At 62.9% G+C, this 17,493-nt stretch carries 15 protein-coding genes and 1 pseudogene; 14 read left to right on the plus strand and 2 right to left on the minus strand.

All coding sequences use genetic code 11. From position 1 onward, the window contains the following. Positions 1-143: 143 nt before the first annotated feature. On the minus strand, positions 144-836 hold the full coding sequence (locus tag KFO72_RS36985; RefSeq protein ID WP_036002602.1) for a FadR/GntR family transcriptional regulator: 693 nt from the start codon (positions 834-836) through the stop codon (positions 144-146). Positions 837-1,075: 239 nt separating this feature from the next. Between KFO72_RS36985 and KFO72_RS36990 the strand changes: the two genes are divergently transcribed. The 3 genes from KFO72_RS36990 (at position 1,076) to KFO72_RS37000 (ending at position 4,057) form a co-directional block, all read left to right on the plus strand. Next, the gene (locus KFO72_RS36990; RefSeq protein WP_225034161.1) at positions 1,076-2,404 is read left to right on the plus strand and encodes a C4-dicarboxylate transporter DctA; all 1,329 of its coding nucleotides are present in this window, start codon (positions 1,076-1,078) and stop codon (positions 2,402-2,404) included. Between the two features lie 91 nt (positions 2,405-2,495). Continuing rightward, positions 2,496-3,506: an allantoicase gene (gene alc, locus KFO72_RS36995; protein ID WP_225034162.1), complete on the plus strand. Its 1,011-nt coding sequence runs from the start codon at positions 2,496-2,498 to the stop codon at positions 3,504-3,506. 38 nt (positions 3,507-3,544) lie between these two features. Continuing rightward, on the plus strand, positions 3,545-4,057 hold the full coding sequence (locus KFO72_RS37000) for an ureidoglycolate lyase (RefSeq protein ID WP_225034163.1): 513 nt from the start codon (positions 3,545-3,547) through the stop codon (positions 4,055-4,057). A gap of 116 nt (positions 4,058-4,173) precedes the next feature. Here KFO72_RS37000 and fur read toward each other — a convergent pair whose 3' ends face one another. After that, positions 4,174-4,602 (minus strand): ferric iron uptake transcriptional regulator, encoded by a 429-nt coding sequence (fur, locus tag KFO72_RS37005; protein WP_054928985.1) that lies wholly within the window; start codon positions 4,600-4,602, stop codon positions 4,174-4,176. Between the two features lie 111 nt (positions 4,603-4,713). On the opposite strand from fur, the gene KFO72_RS37010 reads away from it, so the two are divergent. From KFO72_RS37010 to KFO72_RS37060, 11 genes and pseudogenes are all read left to right on the plus strand, one after another. Further along, complete coding sequence (locus KFO72_RS37010) at positions 4,714-5,622, plus strand: outer membrane protein assembly factor BamE (RefSeq protein WP_225034164.1); 909 nt, start codon at positions 4,714-4,716, stop codon at positions 5,620-5,622. Positions 5,623-5,786: 164 nt separating this feature from the next. Further along, positions 5,787-6,584: a 4-hydroxy-tetrahydrodipicolinate reductase gene (dapB, locus tag KFO72_RS37015; protein WP_225034165.1), complete on the plus strand. Its 798-nt coding sequence runs from the start codon at positions 5,787-5,789 to the stop codon at positions 6,582-6,584. A 62-nt stretch (positions 6,585-6,646) separates the two neighbouring features. Then, positions 6,647-7,393 (plus strand): MotA/TolQ/ExbB proton channel family protein, encoded by a 747-nt coding sequence (locus tag KFO72_RS37020; RefSeq protein ID WP_225034166.1) that lies wholly within the window; start codon positions 6,647-6,649, stop codon positions 7,391-7,393. Positions 7,394-7,462: 69 nt separating this feature from the next. After that, on the plus strand, positions 7,463-7,933 hold the full coding sequence (locus KFO72_RS37025) for an ExbD/TolR family protein (protein WP_225034167.1): 471 nt from the start codon (positions 7,463-7,465) through the stop codon (positions 7,931-7,933). A 231-nt stretch (positions 7,934-8,164) separates the two neighbouring features. Further along, complete coding sequence (gene leuS, locus KFO72_RS37030; RefSeq protein WP_054928990.1) at positions 8,165-10,759, plus strand: leucine--tRNA ligase; 2,595 nt, start codon at positions 8,165-8,167, stop codon at positions 10,757-10,759. A gap of 42 nt (positions 10,760-10,801) precedes the next feature. Then, positions 10,802-11,353: an LPS assembly lipoprotein LptE gene (gene lptE, locus KFO72_RS37035; protein ID WP_054928980.1), complete on the plus strand. Its 552-nt coding sequence runs from the start codon at positions 10,802-10,804 to the stop codon at positions 11,351-11,353. A 42-nt stretch (positions 11,354-11,395) separates the two neighbouring features. Then, on the plus strand, positions 11,396-12,520 hold the full coding sequence (gene holA / locus KFO72_RS37040) for a DNA polymerase III subunit delta (protein WP_225034168.1): 1,125 nt from the start codon (positions 11,396-11,398) through the stop codon (positions 12,518-12,520). A 229-nt stretch (positions 12,521-12,749) separates the two neighbouring features. Then, the gene (locus KFO72_RS37045) at positions 12,750-14,021 is read left to right on the plus strand and encodes a glutamate-5-semialdehyde dehydrogenase (protein ID WP_224100972.1); all 1,272 of its coding nucleotides are present in this window, start codon (positions 12,750-12,752) and stop codon (positions 14,019-14,021) included. Between the two features lie 30 nt (positions 14,022-14,051). After that, positions 14,052-14,474, plus strand: a complete 423-nt coding sequence (locus KFO72_RS37050; RefSeq protein ID WP_098021509.1) for a CopD family protein — start codon at positions 14,052-14,054, stop codon at positions 14,472-14,474. A gap of 654 nt (positions 14,475-15,128) precedes the next feature. Next, a pseudogene (locus KFO72_RS37055) lies at positions 15,129-15,260 on the plus strand (ESPR domain-containing protein); the annotation flags it as partial. 393 nt (positions 15,261-15,653) lie between these two features. After that, positions 15,654-17,493, plus strand: a 1,840-nt coding sequence (locus tag KFO72_RS37060; RefSeq protein WP_412101824.1) for a YadA family autotransporter adhesin, incomplete at its 3' end; no start/stop codon positions are given.

Raw genomic sequence — 17,493 nt, forward strand, 5'->3', positions numbered from 1 at the left:
CCCCGCACAGGGGCGACGCTTGAAGCGAGCTAACGAATCGCGGATGCCAGCGAAAGCAAAGGCAAATCGCGGATGCCACCGCAAAGACCCAAAAAAACCAAACCGCCCGCACCGCGACCAACCCCAACCCCAAAACCAAAAACTCAAACCTGCGGCGTAGGAAAATAAACCCCCGCTCGTTGCGCCGCATTCGCAATATGCTTCTCGATAGCCAGCCCAGCCGCATGCGGATCACGCGCCTTCAGCGCGTCCAGAATCGCGCGATGCTCATGATAAGTAGACAGCACAAGCTCACGCCGATAGAACGGCATACGCTGACTTTCCTTCATGATGTCGGCACTACTCCGCAAGATCGACTCGATAGCGGCATTGCCCGCAATATTGACGATCCGCATATGAAAATCGAAGTCCAACTGCGCGGCGTCATCAAGCTCGCCATTGGTCAGCGCCGTGTGCAGCGAAGCAATATTGTCCTCAAACCATTCGACATCGTCATCGCCGATAGCCAGCGCTGCCATGCGCGCGACAAAACCCTCCAGCGCGAACCGCATCTGATAAGTATCCGGCAACGATGACTGATCCGCGAAACGCCACGGATGCGCCGACGAAGCCTTCGTCGACTGCACATACACACCTTTGCCCGGACGGATAGTCAACAGCCCGAGCGCTTCGAGCGTCGATAACGCCTCGCGCAGCGACGCACGGCTGATGTCCATTTCTTCCGACAATTGCCGCTGCGCCGGCAGCAAACTGCCGACAGGATAAACGCCGCCTTCGATCCTCTCGCGAATCGTCGAGATGGCGGAGTCGGTAACAGTATGCGGCACGTTTTTCATGATGTCGGCGGCGGCTCGGTGCGGTCTGACCAGCATTGTAGAACGGCTTTCGGCATTGCGCGCAAACCTTCACCTACACGCAAGTTCCGGGCGAGAAGGCCGGTCAGACCAGACCGGGTAAACACCCTCCCAACAATCCTTGACCTCACTATATCGGCTTCCTACTATTCGCCATAACAGTACTGGTCGGACCAGTATGAACAGATGTTCAAGACCCAACTCGTGACCGGGAGAAAGCCGTGTTGAAGTTTTTCAATTCGCTGTTTGGCCGGGTGGTGATCGCTCTCGTGGCGGGCATCGTGATCGGAGCGCTATTTCCGCATTTCGCGCAGTCGCTGCGTCCATTGGGCGACGGCTTTCTGAAGCTGATCAAGATGGTGATCGGGCCGATCGTGTTCTGCGTGGTCGTCAGCGGCATGGCGCACGCAGGCAATCTGAAGAAAGTGGGGCGCGTCGGCCTGAAGGCCGTCGTCTATTTCGAAATCATGACGACGATCGCGCTCGTGATCGGCGCGGTGCTCGCGTATGCGACGCGGCCCGGCGTCGGCATGAATATCGATCTGCATACGCTCGACGCCGGCTCGCTCGCCAGCTACACCGAGCACGCGAAGAGCCTGAAAGACACGGCAGGCTTCCTGCTGAAGATCATCCCCGACACCGCGATCGACGCGTTCGCGAAGGGCGACATCCTGCAGATTCTCGTGTTCTCCGTGCTGGTTGGCTCCGCGCTGTCGCTGCTCGGGCCGCGCGCGCAACGCGTCAACGATCTGATCGACGAACTCGCACAGGTGTTCTTCCGCGTGATGAGCTTCATCATCAAGCTCGCGCCGCTCGGCGTGCTGGGCGCGATTGCGTTCACGACGGGCACGTATGGCGTCGAATCGCTGAAGCAGCTCGGGATGCTCGTCGTCGTGTTCTACGCGAGCTGCATCGTGTTCGTCGCGGTCGTGCTGGGTGTCGTGATGCGTCTGGCCGGCTTCAGCGTATTCAAGCTGATCCGTTATCTGCGCGAAGAACTGTCGATCGTGCTCGGCACCGCTTCGTCGGATGCCGTGCTGCCGCAGATCATGCGCAAGCTCGAATGGATGGGCGTGAAGGATTCGACCGTCGGTCTCGTGATTCCGACCGGCTACTCGTTCAACCTCGACGGCTTCTCGATCTATCTGACGCTCGCGGTGATCTTCATCGCACAGGCGACCAACACACCGCTGTCGATGCACGATCTGATCGTCGTCGTACTGGTGTCGCTGGTGACGTCGAAGGGCGCACACGGCATCCCCGGCTCGGCGATCGTGATTCTCGCCGCGACGCTCTCGGCGATTCCCGCGATTCCCGTGCTCGGCCTCGTGCTGATCCTGCCCGTCGACTGGTTTGTCGGCATCGCCCGCGCGCTGACCAACCTGATCGGCAACTGCGTCGCGACCGTCGTCGTCGCCGTGTGGGAAAACGATATCGACAAGGCGCGCGCCCGCCGGGTGCTGAATCTCGACAGCGACTATCGCTTCGTACCCGCCAGCACCGATCAGGACAACGGCGCGAGCCACGCGAACCCGGCGCACGCCGTCTGACCACGCTTTCCGCCATCTGACCGACCACTCATGGCAAACGCGGCGGACTCACGGTCCGCCGCCTCTCCTCTCACTCGACACTGAACCGATCATGGCCAATCCGATTCTCGATCCGAACGCACCCGCTTTCACGCGCCGCTACATGAATCTCGCCGACCCGCGCCTGGGCGCGAAGGCGCTGTTTGCCAGCGACGAATTCTTCGCACCCAAAGAGCGGATGCTCGACCCGCAGCCTGCCGTGTTCATCCCCGGCAAATACGACGATCACGGCAAGTGGATGGACGGCTGGGAAACGCGCCGCAAGCGCACGACGGGCCACGACTACTGCGTGGTGCGGCTCGCGCGGCCGGGCATCGTGCATGGCGTCGATCTCGATACGAGCCACTTCACGGGCAATTTCCCGCCTGCGGCCTCGATCGAAGCCTGCTATTCGGACGACGACGTTCCCGCCGACAACGCCGACTGGCAAACCGTCGTCCCCGCGACCACGCTGCAAGGCAATCAGCATCACTACGTCGCAGTGAGCGATGCGCGCGCGTTCACGCATCTGCGCGTGAATCTGTATCCGGACGGCGGGCTGGCGCGTTTGCGCGTCTATGGGCAACCGAAGCGCGACTGGGAGCGCGTCGAGCGCGGCAGCCTGCTCGATCTTGCCGCTGTCGAAAACGGCGCGTATCTGGTCGCCGCAAACAACCAGCATTTCGGGCCGGCCTCGCAGATGCTGATGCCGGGGCGCGGCGTGAACATGGGCGATGGCTGGGAAACGCGCCGCCGCCGCGAGCCGGGCAACGATTGGGCGATCGTCGCGCTCGCGCGGCCGGGCGTGATCCGCAAGGTCGAGGTGGATACTGCGCACTTCAAGGGAAATTTCCCCGATCGCTGCTCGCTGCAGGCGGCGTCCGTGACGGGCGGCACCGACGATTCGCTCGTCACGCAAGCGATGTTCTGGCCGGTTCTGTTGCCCGAACAGAAGCTGCAGATGGACAACGTGCATACGTTCAGCGCCGAACTCGCCGCGCTCGGTCCCGTGACGCACGTGCGGTTCAACATTTATCCGGACGGCGGCGTATCGCGCTTGCGCCTGTGGGGCGAACTCGAATAACCCGCGCTGAACGGCAGAGACGATCGACGGAGACGGCCATGAACACACTGCGCATCGAGCGCCTGACACGAGATGCGTTCGCGCCATTCGGCGACGTGATCGAGCTGGACGGCGCGCGCCACTACCCGATCAACGAAGGCACCACCGAGCGTTATCACGACCTCGCGAAAGTCGACGTGAACACGCACGGCGGCCGTCCGCTGATCAATGTGTTTCGTGCGCAGCCGCGCGCATGGCCGATCGAAATCGCGATGATGGAGCGGCATCCGCTCGGCAGCCAGGCGTTCGTGCCGCTGTCGGACGCGCCTTATCTGATCGTCGTCGCACCGGCCGGCGATCTCGATCCAGCGAAGCTAAGAGCGTTCTCGACGCGCGGCTGGCAGGGCGTCAATTACGCGAGAGGCGTCTGGCATCATCCGCTGCTCGCGTTGGAGCGCGTGAGCGATTTTCTGGTCGTCGATCGTGGCGGTGACGGGCCGAATTGCGACGAAGCGGCGCTGCCGGAAACGTGGTGTCTGGAACGCGAATCGTTCGAAATAGCGGACGTTTGAGGGTTGGGTAAGCAGAGGAAAGCAAAAGGCCCGGTCGAAGAATTCGACCGGGCCTTTCTGCGTCTTACTGGCAAATCCTGCCCGGGCCGCGCCCGCGAACTGCCCGGAAACGCGCGTCAGTGCTTGCGATGCGGGCATTTGTCCTTGGTGCACACGCCATACAGTGCGAGCGCGTGTTCCTGCAGCTTGAAGCCGCGTTCTTTCGCGATTGCCTGCTGGCGGTTTTCGATTTCAGGGTCGAAAAACTCTTCAACCAACCCGCAATCGATACAGACCAGATGGTCGTGGTGCGTTCCTTCGTTCAGCTCAAATACCGCTTTACCCGACTCGAAGTTGCTGCGTGACAGCAGGCCTGCCTGCTCGAACTGCGTGAGCACGCGGTACACCGTGGCGAGCCCGATATCCAGTTCTTCATGCAGGAGGCTGCGATAGACATCTTCGGCGGTCAGATGGCGTACCGGGCTGTGCTGAAAGATTTCCAGAATCTTGAGGCGCGGTAGGGTCGCCTTGAGTCCGATATTCTTCAGATCGGTTGGATTGGTCATGGCAAGGGATCCCTAGAGTACAATGCAGGGTTCTAATGGTAATGTGAATTGCTGTTCAGGTCATCTTACACGGAAACACGCGCGGCTCGCGTAGCCCGCACGGTGAGGGAAATGATTCCAAAAGCTCTATTGATCAACCGGGGGAGCCGCATACGGCGTACCTTGATCGTCGCGGCGGCGGTGGCGGTTCTTGCTGGATGTTCCACGTATGACAGCCTGACTCAGCGTGTTGCCCAAAGCATCACGCCGTACCGCATTACCGTGGTTCAAGGTAACTTCGTATCGAAGGAAGCGGCTGCGCAAATGCAGGTTGGCATGTCGCGCGCCCAGGTCCGGCAGGTACTCGGCACGCCGCTTCTTTCCGACATGTTCCACGCGGACCGCTGGGACTACGTCTTCTATTTCAAGCGCGGCTCGACGGCAGTCGTGCAGCAGCGCGATTTCATCGTGATGTTCACGGGTGATCGCGTCGCGAGCTGGTCGGGCGGCGAAGATCTGCCGTCCAACCTCGAACTGCTCGCCGAAATCGACGGCGATCGCACGGGCAAGAAGGTGAAGGCTGCGCCTGTCGTCGCGAGCGCGACGGCCGAGGCGAGCGGCGCGGCTGCAGCGGCCGCGCCTGCGCCCGTTGCGGTGCCCGATACCGTGCGCTCGGCCACCTCCGACGCAGCGCAAGCCGGCAATCTGCCAGCCGTCGACGCGAACGCGCAGGCCGCTCAGGCAGCGAACCGTCTGACCAACGCGGTGCAATCGCCCGCGCCGGGCACGACGCCTTCGGTGCGCGCGAACACGCCGCCGTCTAACGGTGGCGTGCCACAGAATTCAACGGAGCCGGGTCAGCCGCAGTTCCGCTTCACGCGTCCGCCGCCTCCGCAGATGCAAGGCGTGCCGAGCGACAACCCTGTTGGCCCGACCGGCCCGACTGGCCCGGAAAGCAACAACGGCCAGTCGAAAGACGCACCCGCGAAGTCGTCGCAATCTTCCTCGCAATCGGCAACGGGCACGGGAACGGGCGGCTGATTCCGTTGTCCGTAACATGACGGGCGGCGTGTCCGTCCGTCATGCGTCATGCGTCTTGCCGCGATGCCGCTTCGCTGTGAGACGCAGCCCGCTTCGTTTCTTTTGTCGCCTCTCGGCGCGCTGCCTGTCGGCGCGATGTTCAGGCGCTGTTAGCAGGACTACCCATGAAAATTGCCATCGCCGGCGCGTCGGGCCGCATGGGCCGGATGCTCATCGAAACCGTCCTCAACGATCCTGACGTCACGCTGTCCGGCGCGCTCGACCGCACAGGCGCGCCGCAACTGGGCCAGGACGCCGGCGCGTTTCTCGGCAAGCAGACGGGTGTGCTGATGTCGGACGATATCGACGCCGTGCTCGCGCAATCCGACTATCTGATCGACTTCACGCGCCCCGAGGGCACGCTCGCGCATATCGACGCGGCGCTGCGCACCAACACCAGGCTCGTGATCGGCACGACGGGTTTCGACGACGCGCAAAAAGCGCAGATTCGCGCCGCGTCGGAAAAGATCGGCATCGTGTTCGCATCGAACTTCAGCGTCGGCGTGAACGTGACAATGAAGCTGCTCGAATTCGCTGCGCCTCATTTCTCGCAGGGTTACGACATCGAAATCATCGAGGCGCATCATCGTCACAAGGTCGACGCGCCGTCCGGCACGGCGCTGACGATGGGCGAAGTGATCGCCAGCGCGCTCGGCCGCAAGCTCGAAGACTGCGCGGTCTACGCACGCGAAGGCGTGACGGGCGAACGCGATCCGTCCACCATCGGTTTCTCGGCGATTCGCGGCGGTGATATCGTCGGCGACCATACGGTGCTGTTCGCGGGCATCGGCGAGCGCATCGAAATCACGCACAAGTCGGCGAGCCGCCTGTCGTACGCGCAAGGCGCGGTGCGCGCGGTGCGTTTCCTCGAAGGCCACCCGAGCGGCCTGTTCGACATGCAGGACGTGCTCGGCTTGCGCTAGACACCGCGTGAGCCTGTTCTCATCCGCCAAGGCGCCGTAGCCGAGGCGACCAAAGAGTTCCGATGGCAGACACCGGCATCATCCATTACCTGCAAACCAGCGACGCCATCACGCATGGCGTCGCGTACGTGTTGCTGGCGATGTCGATTGCGAGCTGGTGTTTCCTGATCGTCAAAAGCTGGATTCTCAGCCGCGCGAAGCGGCAAGGGCCGCGCGCCATTGCGCGGTTCTGGCAGGCGCCCACGCTGTCCGACGGCGTCGCGGCGCTGCGTCTCGCGGATCGCGAGCACATCTTTTCTCCGTTGGCGGAAGCGGCGCTGCAGGCGTCGGAAGTCGAGACGCCGGGCGTGCTGCTCGCGCGCGTCGAGCGCAGCGAACGCGTGCTGCGGGCGCTGCGCCAGGCGCTGCACCGCTCGCAGCGGCGGCTCGAGTTCGGGCAGGTGCTGCTGGCGTCGGTGGGCAGCACGGCGCCGTTCGTCGGCTTGCTGGGCACCGTGTGGGGCATTTATCACGCGCTCGGCAGCATCGCGCAAAGCGGGCAGGCGATGATCGAGAACGTCGCAGGTCCAGTCGGCGAGGCGCTCATCATGACGGCGTTCGGCCTCGTCGTCGCGATTCCCGCCGTGCTTGCCTACAACGTGCTCGGTCGGGTGGTGCGGCAGTTGTCGGAGGAACTCGACGGCTTCGCGCACGATCTGCACGCGTACGTCTGCGCGCCCACGGGCGACGCATCCGACAACGCGCGCGGCGGCGCGCACAGCGACGCGCTGGGCCGCGGCGAGCGGGCGCCCGCGCGGACGCAGGCGTAGCGCGAAAGGCTCGGGCGCCGGGGCAACTCGCATCGGCACGTATCGAACGGGAAGAACGAGGCACGACACATGGCATTCGGCGGACTCGACAGGCACAAGACGGCCGCGCCGATGGCGGACATCAACATGACGCCGCTGATCGACGTGATGCTGGTGCTGCTCGTTATTTTCATCATCACGGCGCCGCTGTTCACGCACGCGATCCGGCTCGATCTGCCGCGCGTCGCGGCCGCCGAGGCGCGCGAGACGCCGCAGACCATCACGCTGTCGATCGACGCCGGGGGCAAGCTCTACTGGAACGACAAGCCCATCACGCTCGACCAGATGCGCGCGCAGTTCAACGACGCGGGCAAGCAGAAGGAACAGCCGGAAATTCACCTTCGCGCCGAGCGCTCGACGCGCTACGAAGTGATCGCGCAGGTGATGGGCGCGGCGCAGCAGGCGGGTCTGGAGCGGATTGGTTTCGTGACCGAGCCGCCGGCGGGCGACACCAAGGCGGGCCAGCCGACGCCTCCCGCCGCCGCACCGGCTGCGCAATAAGCGGAAGCCAGTCGCGCCGGGAAACCGCCCGCTTTCACCACGCATCACGCCGAATCGGCGCGCAAAACGCATCGCCTACGCTCAATCGCGCGCGGCGTGAACCCGGCCGAACGGTATAATCAGCCCTTTCCCCTTGACGAGAGGGGAATCGACAAGACATTCATCACGCAGAGCACCGTGCCGGTGCCGAAGCACCCGAACAGCGGCACCGAACAGCGATCCCATCACACCATGCACGAAAAATACGTTCCCTCCGACGTCGAATCCGCCGCGCAAGGACAATGGCGCGCCACCGACGCGTACAAAACGACGGAAAAGGCCGACAAGCCGAAGTTCTATTGCGTTTCGATGCTGCCGTATCCGTCGGGCAAGCTGCACATGGGGCACGTACGCAACTACACGATCAACGACGTGATGTACCGCTATCTGCGGATGAACGGCTACAACACGCTGATGCCGATGGGCTGGGACGCGTTCGGCATGCCTGCCGAAAACGCGGCGATGGCCAACAACGTGCCGCCCGCAAAGTGGACGTACGACAACATCGCGTACATGAAGAAGCAGATGCAGTCGATGGGTCTCGCCATCGACTGGTCGCGCGAAGTCGCCACCTGCAGCCCGGACTACTACAAGTGGAACCAGTGGATCTTCCTGAAGATGCTGGAAAAGGGCATCGCGTACAAGAAGACGGGCACGGTGAACTGGGACCCCGTCGATCAGACCGTGCTCGCAAACGAGCAGGTGATCGACGGCCGCGGCTGGCGCTCGGGCGCGCTCGTCGAGAAGCGCGAAATCCCCATGTACTACATGCGCATCACGCAATACGCGGATGAACTGCTGAACGATCTCGAAGGGCTCGGCTGGCCCGAGCGCGTGAAGATCATGCAGCAGAACTGGATCGGCAAGAGCTTCGGCGTGAATTTCGGCTTCCCGTACGAACTGGACGGCGAAAAGAAGCTGCTGCGCGTGTTCACGACGCGCGCCGACACGATCATGGGCGTCACCTTCTGCGCGGTCGCCGCGGAGCATCCGCTGGCAACGCGCCTCGCGCAGGGCCGGCCGGAACTGCAGGCGTTCATCGACGAATGCAAGCACGGCGGCGTCGCCGAAGCCGACATGGCGACGATGGAAAAGAAGGGCATGGCCACGGGCTTTTTCGTCACGCATCCGCTGACGCAGGAAAAGATCGAGGTGTGGATCGGCAACTACGTGCTGATGAGCTACGGCGAAGGCGCCGTGATGGGCGTGCCCGCGCACGACGAGCGCGACTTCGCGTTCGTGAAGAAGTACGGCATTCCCGTCAAGCAGGTGGTCGCGGTCGAAGGCCAGACGTTCTCGACGGATGCGTGGCAGGAATGGTACGGCGACAAGGAAAACGGCGTTCTGGTCAACAGCGGCAAATACGACGGGCTCAAGTACGCGGAAGCCGTCGACGCAATCGCGGCTGATCTGAAGGCGCTCGGCCTCGGCGACAAGCAGGTCACGTGGCGTCTGCGCGACTGGGGCATCTCGCGCCAGCGTTACTGGGGCACGCCGATCCCGATCATCCACTGCCCGTCGTGCGGCGACGTGCCCGTGCCCGAGAAGGATCTGCCCGTCGTGCTGCCGGAAGACCTCGTGCCGGACGGCACGGGCAACCCGCTCGCGAAGTCGGAAGCGTTCCTGAACTGCACGTGCCCGACCTGCGGCGCGGCTGCGAAGCGCGAAACCGACACGATGGATACCTTCGTCGATTCGTCCTGGTACTTCTATCGCTACGCGGCGCCGGATGCGAAGACGATGGTGGACGAGCGCACCGATTACTGGATGCCGATGGACCAGTACATCGGCGGCATCGAGCACGCCATTCTTCACCTGCTGTACTCGCGTTTCTGGGCGAAGGTCTGCCGCGACCTGGGCATCGTCAAGTTCGGCGAGCCGGCGAAGAACCTGCTCACGCAGGGCATGGTGCTCAACGAAACCTACTACCGCGAAAACGAAGCGGGCAAGAAGACCTGGTACAACCCGGCCGACGTCACCGTCACGCACGACGACAAGGGCCGCCCGGTCGGCGCGACGCTCAACGCCGATGGCCAGCCCGTCGTGCTGGGCGGCGTCGAGAAGATGTCGAAGTCGAAGAACAACGGCGTCGATCCGCAGGTGCTGATCGACCAGTACGGCGCGGATACCGCGCGTCTGTTCACGATGTTCGCGGCTCCCCCGGAGCAGCAGCTCGAATGGTCGGGCGCGGGTGTGGAGGGCGCGAGCCGCTTCCTGCGTCGCGTGTGGGCGTTCGGCCAGGCGAATGAAGCGGCGCTGTCGCAGCCCGGTGCATTCGACGCCGCAAAGCTCACCGATACCGAGAAGACGCTGCGCCGCGAGATCTACAGCGTGCTGAAACAGGCGGACTTCGACTATCAGCGTCTGCAGTACAACACGGTCGTGTCGGCGGCGATGAAGATGCTCAACGCGGTCGAAGGTGCGAAGGGCGCGGGCGCTGCCGTGCTGCGCGAAACCTACGGCGTGCTGCTGCGCGTGCTGTACCCGGTCGTGCCGCACCTCACGTTCCAGTTGTGGCAAGAGCTCGGTTACGAAGCCGAGTTCGGCACGCTGCTCGACGCGCCGTGGCCGAAGGTCGACGAAAAGGCGCTGGAGCAAAGCGAGATCGAACTCGTGCTGCAGGTGAACGGCAAGGTGCGCGGCGCCGTGACGGTCGCGAAGGACGCCTCGCGCGAAGCGATCGAAGCCGTTGCGCTCGCGCACGAGATGTTCGCGAAGTTCAGCGAGGGCAAGCCGGCGAAGAAAGTGATCGTCGTGCCGGGCCGCCTCGTGAACGTCGTCGTCTGATGCGTGCATCGATTGCGCTTTAACTGCGAACCAGGAGCTCATGTGACTCGCAGATCGTTTTTGACTCTGGCGTGCAGCGCGGCGCTGCTGTCCGCGTGCGGCTTCCAGTTGCGCGGGCAGCAGGACTATGCGTTCAAGCGCCTCGCCATCACGGGCGCGTCGGCGCCCGTCTCCGCGCGTCTCACGCGCATGGTGCAGGGCGGCAGCGACACTGTCATCGTCAATTCGCCCGCCAACGCGGACGCCATCCTGTCTATTTCCGAAGGTCGCGGCAACAGCGTGTTGACGCTGAACTCGCTGGGCGTGGTCGAGGAATACGCGCTCGACTACTGGCTGAACTATACGGTGCGCGGCGCTGACGGCACGTTGCTGATTCCGCCGAGCGCGATCCATCTGAATCGCGCAATGACGTATAGCGACCAGTTCTCGCAAGCGAAGGCGTCGGAAGCCGACATTCTTTACGCGGACATGCAGAACGACGCCGTCGATCAGCTGATGCGCCGTCTTGCCGTCGTGCGCTCGCTGCATCCGGCACCGGGCCAGGAAGTGCCGGGCGTCAATCCGCGCGCGCCGCTGCCGCCGCCGCCGCTTTGATCCGCAGCATCGACCTGCTTTCACTCTCGTTCATCCGTCGCCATGCAACTGCGTCTTGACGCGCTCGAAGCGCATCTCGCGAAAGGTCCCGCCGGTCTGTACGTCGTGTACGGCGACGAGCATCTGCTCGCCCAGGAAGCGTGCGACCGCATCCGCGCGACGGCGCGCGCGAACGGCTTTACCGACCGCACGGTGTTCACGGTGGAACGCGGCTTCGACTGGAGTTCGCTGCTCGGCGCGAGTCAGTCGATGTCGCTATTCGGCGACCGCCAACTGGTCGAATTGCGCATTCCGACGGGCAAGCCCGGCAAGGAAGGCGCGGACGCGCTAAAGACATTGGCCGCGTCGGCGAATCCCGACGTGCTGACGCTCATCACGTTGCCGCGCCTCGATGCGGCGACGCAGAAGGCCGCGTGGTTCACCGCACTGACCGATGCAGGCGTCGCGCTGAAGATCGATCCCGTCGAGCGTGCTCAATTGCCGGGTTGGGTCGGGCAACGTCTTGCGCAGCAAGGGCAGCGCGTTGCGGCTGGCGAAGAGGGCAAGCGCGCGCTGCAGTTCATTGCGGAACGCGTCGAAGGCAATCTGCTTGCTGCGCATCAGGAAATCCAGAAGCTCGGGCTGCTGTATCCGTCGGGTGCGCTGTCGTTCGAACAGGTTCACGACGCCGTGCTCAACGTCGCGCGCTACGACGTGTTCAAGCTCAACGAAGCGATGCTTGCGGGCGACGTCGGTCGTCTGTCGCGGATGATCGACGGCCTGAAGGGCGAAGGCGAAGCGGCCGTGCTGGTGCTGTGGGCTGTCGTCGAAGAAGTTCGCACGCTGTTGCGCATCAAGCGCGGTGTCGAGGCGGGCAAGCCGCTGCCGATGCTGCTGCGCGAAAACCGCGTGTGGGGGCCGCGCGAGCGGCTCGTCGGGCCTGCGTTGTCGCGTGTCACCGAGACTTCGCTGGAAAAAGCGCTGGCGCTGGCGGCAAAGCTCGATCGGCAGGTGAAGGGGTTGTCGGGCGGCACGCCGGGCAATCATCGCAATGATCCGCCGCCCGATCCGTGGGCCGGACTGTTCGAACTCGCGATGACCGTTGCCGGTGCATCGGCTTCTCCCGTGCGTGGCGCGCCGACGCGGCCAGCGCCAGCGCGACCGGCGCCAATGCGCCGACCGTCGTAGGCTGTCGCACGCCTGACGGATCTGATCGCTGTAGCGCCTGCCGTATTCAGTCAGACACAGCGAAGCCGCAGATCCGTCATATAAGCCGCGCGGCAGCCCTTCCCCAGCCCGTGACACGGCGCCGCTCGCCCGAGCAGACAACGGTCACACGTCATACAATCGGCGGATCGTTCCGCTTACAGAAACTGTCTGCCGCGTCCATGCACATCGCGGCACAACGGGAATCATCATGGATATCGACCAATACATGACCGACCTCGGCCGCCGCGCGCGTCACGCATCGCGTGCGATGGCGCGGGCGTCGACGGCGGCGAAGAACGCCGCGCTCGAAGCCGTCGCGGTTGCGATCGAACGCGACACGGATGCGCTGAAGGCAGCCAATGCACGCGATCTGGCGCGCGCCCGCGACAAAGGTCACGATGCCGCGTTCATCGATCGCCTGACGCTGTCGGACAAAGCGCTGAAGACGATGGTCGAAGGCTTGCGGCAGGTGGCCACGCTGCCCGATCCGATCGGCGAGATCAGCGGCCTGAAGTATCGGCCGAGCGGCATTCAGGTTGGTCAGATGCGCGTGCCGTTGGGCGTGATCGGCATCATCTACGAGTCGCGGCCGAATGTGACCATTGATGCGGCGGCGCTGTGTCTCAAGTCCGGCAACGCGACCATTCTGCGCGGCGGCTCGGAAGCGCTCGAATGCAACACGGCGCTGGCGAAGCTGATCGGCGAAGGGCTCGAAAAAGCGGGCTTGCCGCAGGACGCGGTGCAGGTCGTCGCGACGTCCGATCGCGCGGCAGTCGGCAAACTCATCACGATGACCGAATACGTCGACGTGATCGTGCCGCGCGGCGGCAAGAGCCTGATCGCGCGCCTGATCGAAGAAGGCCGCGTGCCGATGATCAAGCACCTCGATGGCATTTGTCACGTGTATGTCGACGATCGCGCGGACATCGCCAAGGCACTGACCGTGTGCGACAACGCGAAGACGCATCGCTACGGCACGTGCAACACGATGGAAACGCTGCTGGTCGCGCGCGGCATCGCGGCAGAAGTGCTGCCGGCGCTCGGCAAGCTGTATCGCGGCAAGGATGTGGAACTGCGCGTCGATCCCGCGGCGCGCAAGGTGCTCGAAGCGGCAGGCGTCGCTCCGCTCGTCGATGCAACCGAAGAAGACTGGCGCACCGAATATCTCGCGCCTGTGCTGGCGATCAAGCTCGTAGATGGCGTCGACGAAGCGATCGAACACATCAACGAATACGGCTCGCACCACACGGACGCGATCGTCACCGAAGACCACGACCGCGCGATGCGCTTCCTGCGCGAAGTGGATTCGGCGAGCGTGATGGTCAACGCATCGACGCGCTTTGCCGACGGTTTCGAGTTTGGTCTCGGCGCGGAGATCGGCATCTCGAACGACAAGTTGCATGCCCGCGGGCCGGTCGGGCTGGAAGGGTTGACGTCGATGAAGTACGTCGTGCTGGGGCACGGCGAAGGCCGTCAATAATTTCGATCACCGAAACAAATACAAGGATTGATGCCGATGTTGTGGATCAAGACGTTTCACATCGTTCTGGTGGCTTCATGGTTCGCGGGGCTTTTTTATCTGCCGCGAATCTACGTGAATCTCGCGATGGAGACCGATCCGAACGCGGTAAAGCGTCTGCTGATCATGGCGCGCAAGCTGTTTCGCTTCATGACGTTCATTGCGGTGCCGGCGCTGGCGTGCGGGTTGTGGCTGTGGCTTTACGTCGGCATTGGCAGTGGACAGGGCTGGATTCACGCGAAGGTCGGCGTGGTGGTGCTGCTGATCATCTATCACGCGTACTGCGGCGTGCTGCTGCGGACGTTCGAGCGCGGTGAGAACAGGCGCTCGCACAAGTGGTATCGGATGTTCAATGAACTTCCCGTGCTGGGGATGCTGGCGGCGGTGGCGTTGGTGGTGATCAAGCCATTTTAGTTTTCGATCTGATACGTTCGGGAAATTCATTCAGAAGCCCGGTTTGCTGGTAACAGCAAACCGGGCTTTTTGCTTTTCCGCGAGCGTCGAGCGATACGGGCTACCTCGATATTCGTCTTTCTGACGCGCCGGAAATTGCATCAAATGACCGAGCTGCTCGAATCTTCACGGCCGACGAGTGAGCATCGAATAAAAGGGACATACCCCGTAACTGCGACTTCGGTACAGGGCGCGTTTCCTGCGACCCGATCACCTCAACCGCCGTATCGCCCGACGCTCGCCGACGCCCGGTCTTATTACAGCCGCCTTAAATCTTAAGCTTCGCCGATTAAAAAAACCGTGCCGTTCTTTCTACGCATGCGTTATCAGCCTGCTTTAGGAGTCGTCCGATTTAGCCCCTTGTTGTATCGCAATAAAGTGCACACACGGTAGGTAGAAAAGGCAAGGTCTTAATAGTTCTTAGACGGCCCATCTCAAAAACCGGCTCCGGCGGCGGAATAGCCGGATCAGCGGTCAGGGTTCTTCGGAGCCGGTCTTAACACTTGATTTTCGCGTGAGCGCCGCATTCGCCTGGTGGATGCGAGAGGCATCTCATTGCCGGGCTGGAACAACCTCTTCCGTGCTGGCGACATCTCAATATTTTTAGGAATACTTATGAATAAGACGTATCGGTCAATCTGGAATCAATCAACCGGGACGTGGGTTGCGGCGCAAGAGAACGCAAAGGGGCGTGGTAAATCTGTCTCCAGTGGCAAGCTGCTCGCGGGCGCGATTGCGCTGGCTGGTGTCGTCTTGCTCCCGGAAGCTGCTGTTGCCAACACGGGCAATGGCATCATGATGGGCGCTTGCGAAACGACCGACACATCGCAGTCGTCTATCGCAATTGGTAGCAACAACGGGCAATCGCAATATTGCACGACAGCTTCCGGCAACAGTTCAATTGCGATTGGCGGCAGCGCAAATGCCGGCGGGGCTGGGTCTGGAACGGCATGGAACGGGCAAACATACGGCAACTTTGACCAAATCGCGTTTGGTATTCGGAGCGTTGCTAATGGTGGTGCCGCAGCCGCATTCGGAACGGATTCACGTGCTGGGGGTGTGCGGGCAACCGCGATAGGTTACAGCGCGACTGCAAACGCGAACTCGGCGGCGGCTTTCGGTGACGCTTCGTTAGCAACGATGTTTGGCGCGACTGCCATCGGTACATCGGCGACGGCCTCTGCAACGGCTGCCGTTGCACTGGGTGCAGGTGCAACCGCAACCAACTCCAACTCCGTTGCACTGGGCGCGAACTCGGTGGCGAACTCGGGGACGCTGTTTTTAGGGGGGTTCCAGCCAGTTGGCGGCACGGCGATCTCGGCCTCGACGGCAGCGGGTGGCGAAGTGTCGGTGGGCACGGCGAGCGCAGAGCGTCGCATCACAAACGTGGCAGCGGGCCTCACAGCGACGGACGCGGTGAACCTGAGCCAGCTGATGTCGGAAGATGCGAAGGTCAACAACATTTCGAACAACCTGAGCAGCCTGTCGAACACCGTGAACAACATCAACACGGGGACGGGTGGTGGCATCAAGTACTTCCACGCGAACTCGATGCTGGCGGACTCGGTAGCAGCGGGCACTGACTCGGTGGCGATCGGTGGTGCGGCGAGCGCAGCAACGGCGAACTCGGTAGCACTGGGCGCGAACTCGGTGGCGAAGTCGGGGACGCTGTTTTTAGGGGGGTTCCAGCCAGTTGGCGGCACGGCGATCTCGGCCTCGACGGCAGCGGGTGGCGAAGTGTCGGTGGGCACGGCGAGCGCAGAGCGTCGCATCACAAACGTGGCAGCGGGCCTCACAGCGACGGACGCGGTGAACCTGAGCCAGCTGATGTCGGAAGATGCGAAGGTCAACAACATTTCGAACAACCTGAGCAGCCTGTCGAACACCGTGAACAACATCAACACGGGGACGGGCAACATCACGAACATCAGCAACACCGTCAACAACATCACCAACGGTGGCGGCATCAAGTACTTCCACGCGAACTCGACGCTGGCGGACTCGGTGGCATCGGGTACGGAGTCGGTAGCGATTGGCGGCAACGCAAGCGCGACGACGGCGAACTCGGTGGCGCTGGGCTCGAACTCGGTGGCGAACTCGACGACGCTGGCATCGGCAGGCTTCGCGCCGGTTGGTGGTACGGCGATCTCGGCATCGACGGCAGCAGGTGAAGTGTCGGTGGGCAAGGCAGGCGCAGAGCGCCGCATCACGAACGTGGCAGCAGGGTATGCCGCGACGGATGCGGTGAACGTGAGCCAGCTGATGTCGGAAGATGCGAAGGTCAATAACGTTTCGAACAACGTGTCGAACCTGAGCAACACCGTCAACAACATTGGCGGCAACATCAGCAACATCAACAACCAGGTTACGAACATCGTCAACGGTGGCGGCATCAAGTACTTCCACGCGAACTCGACGCTGGCGGACTCGGTAGCTTCGGGTGCGGAGTCGGTGGCGATTGGCGGCAATGCGCAGGCGACGGCGGCGAACTCGGTGGCGCTGGGTGCGAACTCGACGACGACGGCGAACCTGTCGGCGGCGGCGTACAACCCGGGCACGGGCACGCTGTCGGGTACGGCACCGGCGGGTGAAGTGTCGGTTGGCAAGGCGGGCGCGGAGCGCCGCATCACGAACGTGGCGGCAGGTTCTGCGGCGACGGACGCGGTGAACGTGAGCCAGTTGCAGTCGGCGATCATCGGCAGCACGGCCAATGCGGTTGCGTACGATGACGGCACGAAGGGCACGGTCACGCTGAAGGGTGCGGGCGGCACGAAGATCACCAACCTGACGGCTGGCAATCTGAGCGCGACGAGCACGGACGCGGTGAATGGCTCGCAGCTGTACCAGACGAACCAGAACGTGTCGAACCTGAGCAACAACGTTGCAAACATCGCAGGGAACGTCAACAGCATCAACAACCAGGTGACGAACATCGTCAACGGTGGCGGCATCAAGTACTTCCACGCGAATTCGACGCTGG

Origin of the sequence: Paraburkholderia sp. XV, assembly GCF_020177535.1 — a bacterium.
Classification (GTDB): domain Bacteria; phylum Pseudomonadota; class Gammaproteobacteria; order Burkholderiales; family Burkholderiaceae; genus Paraburkholderia; species Paraburkholderia caribensis.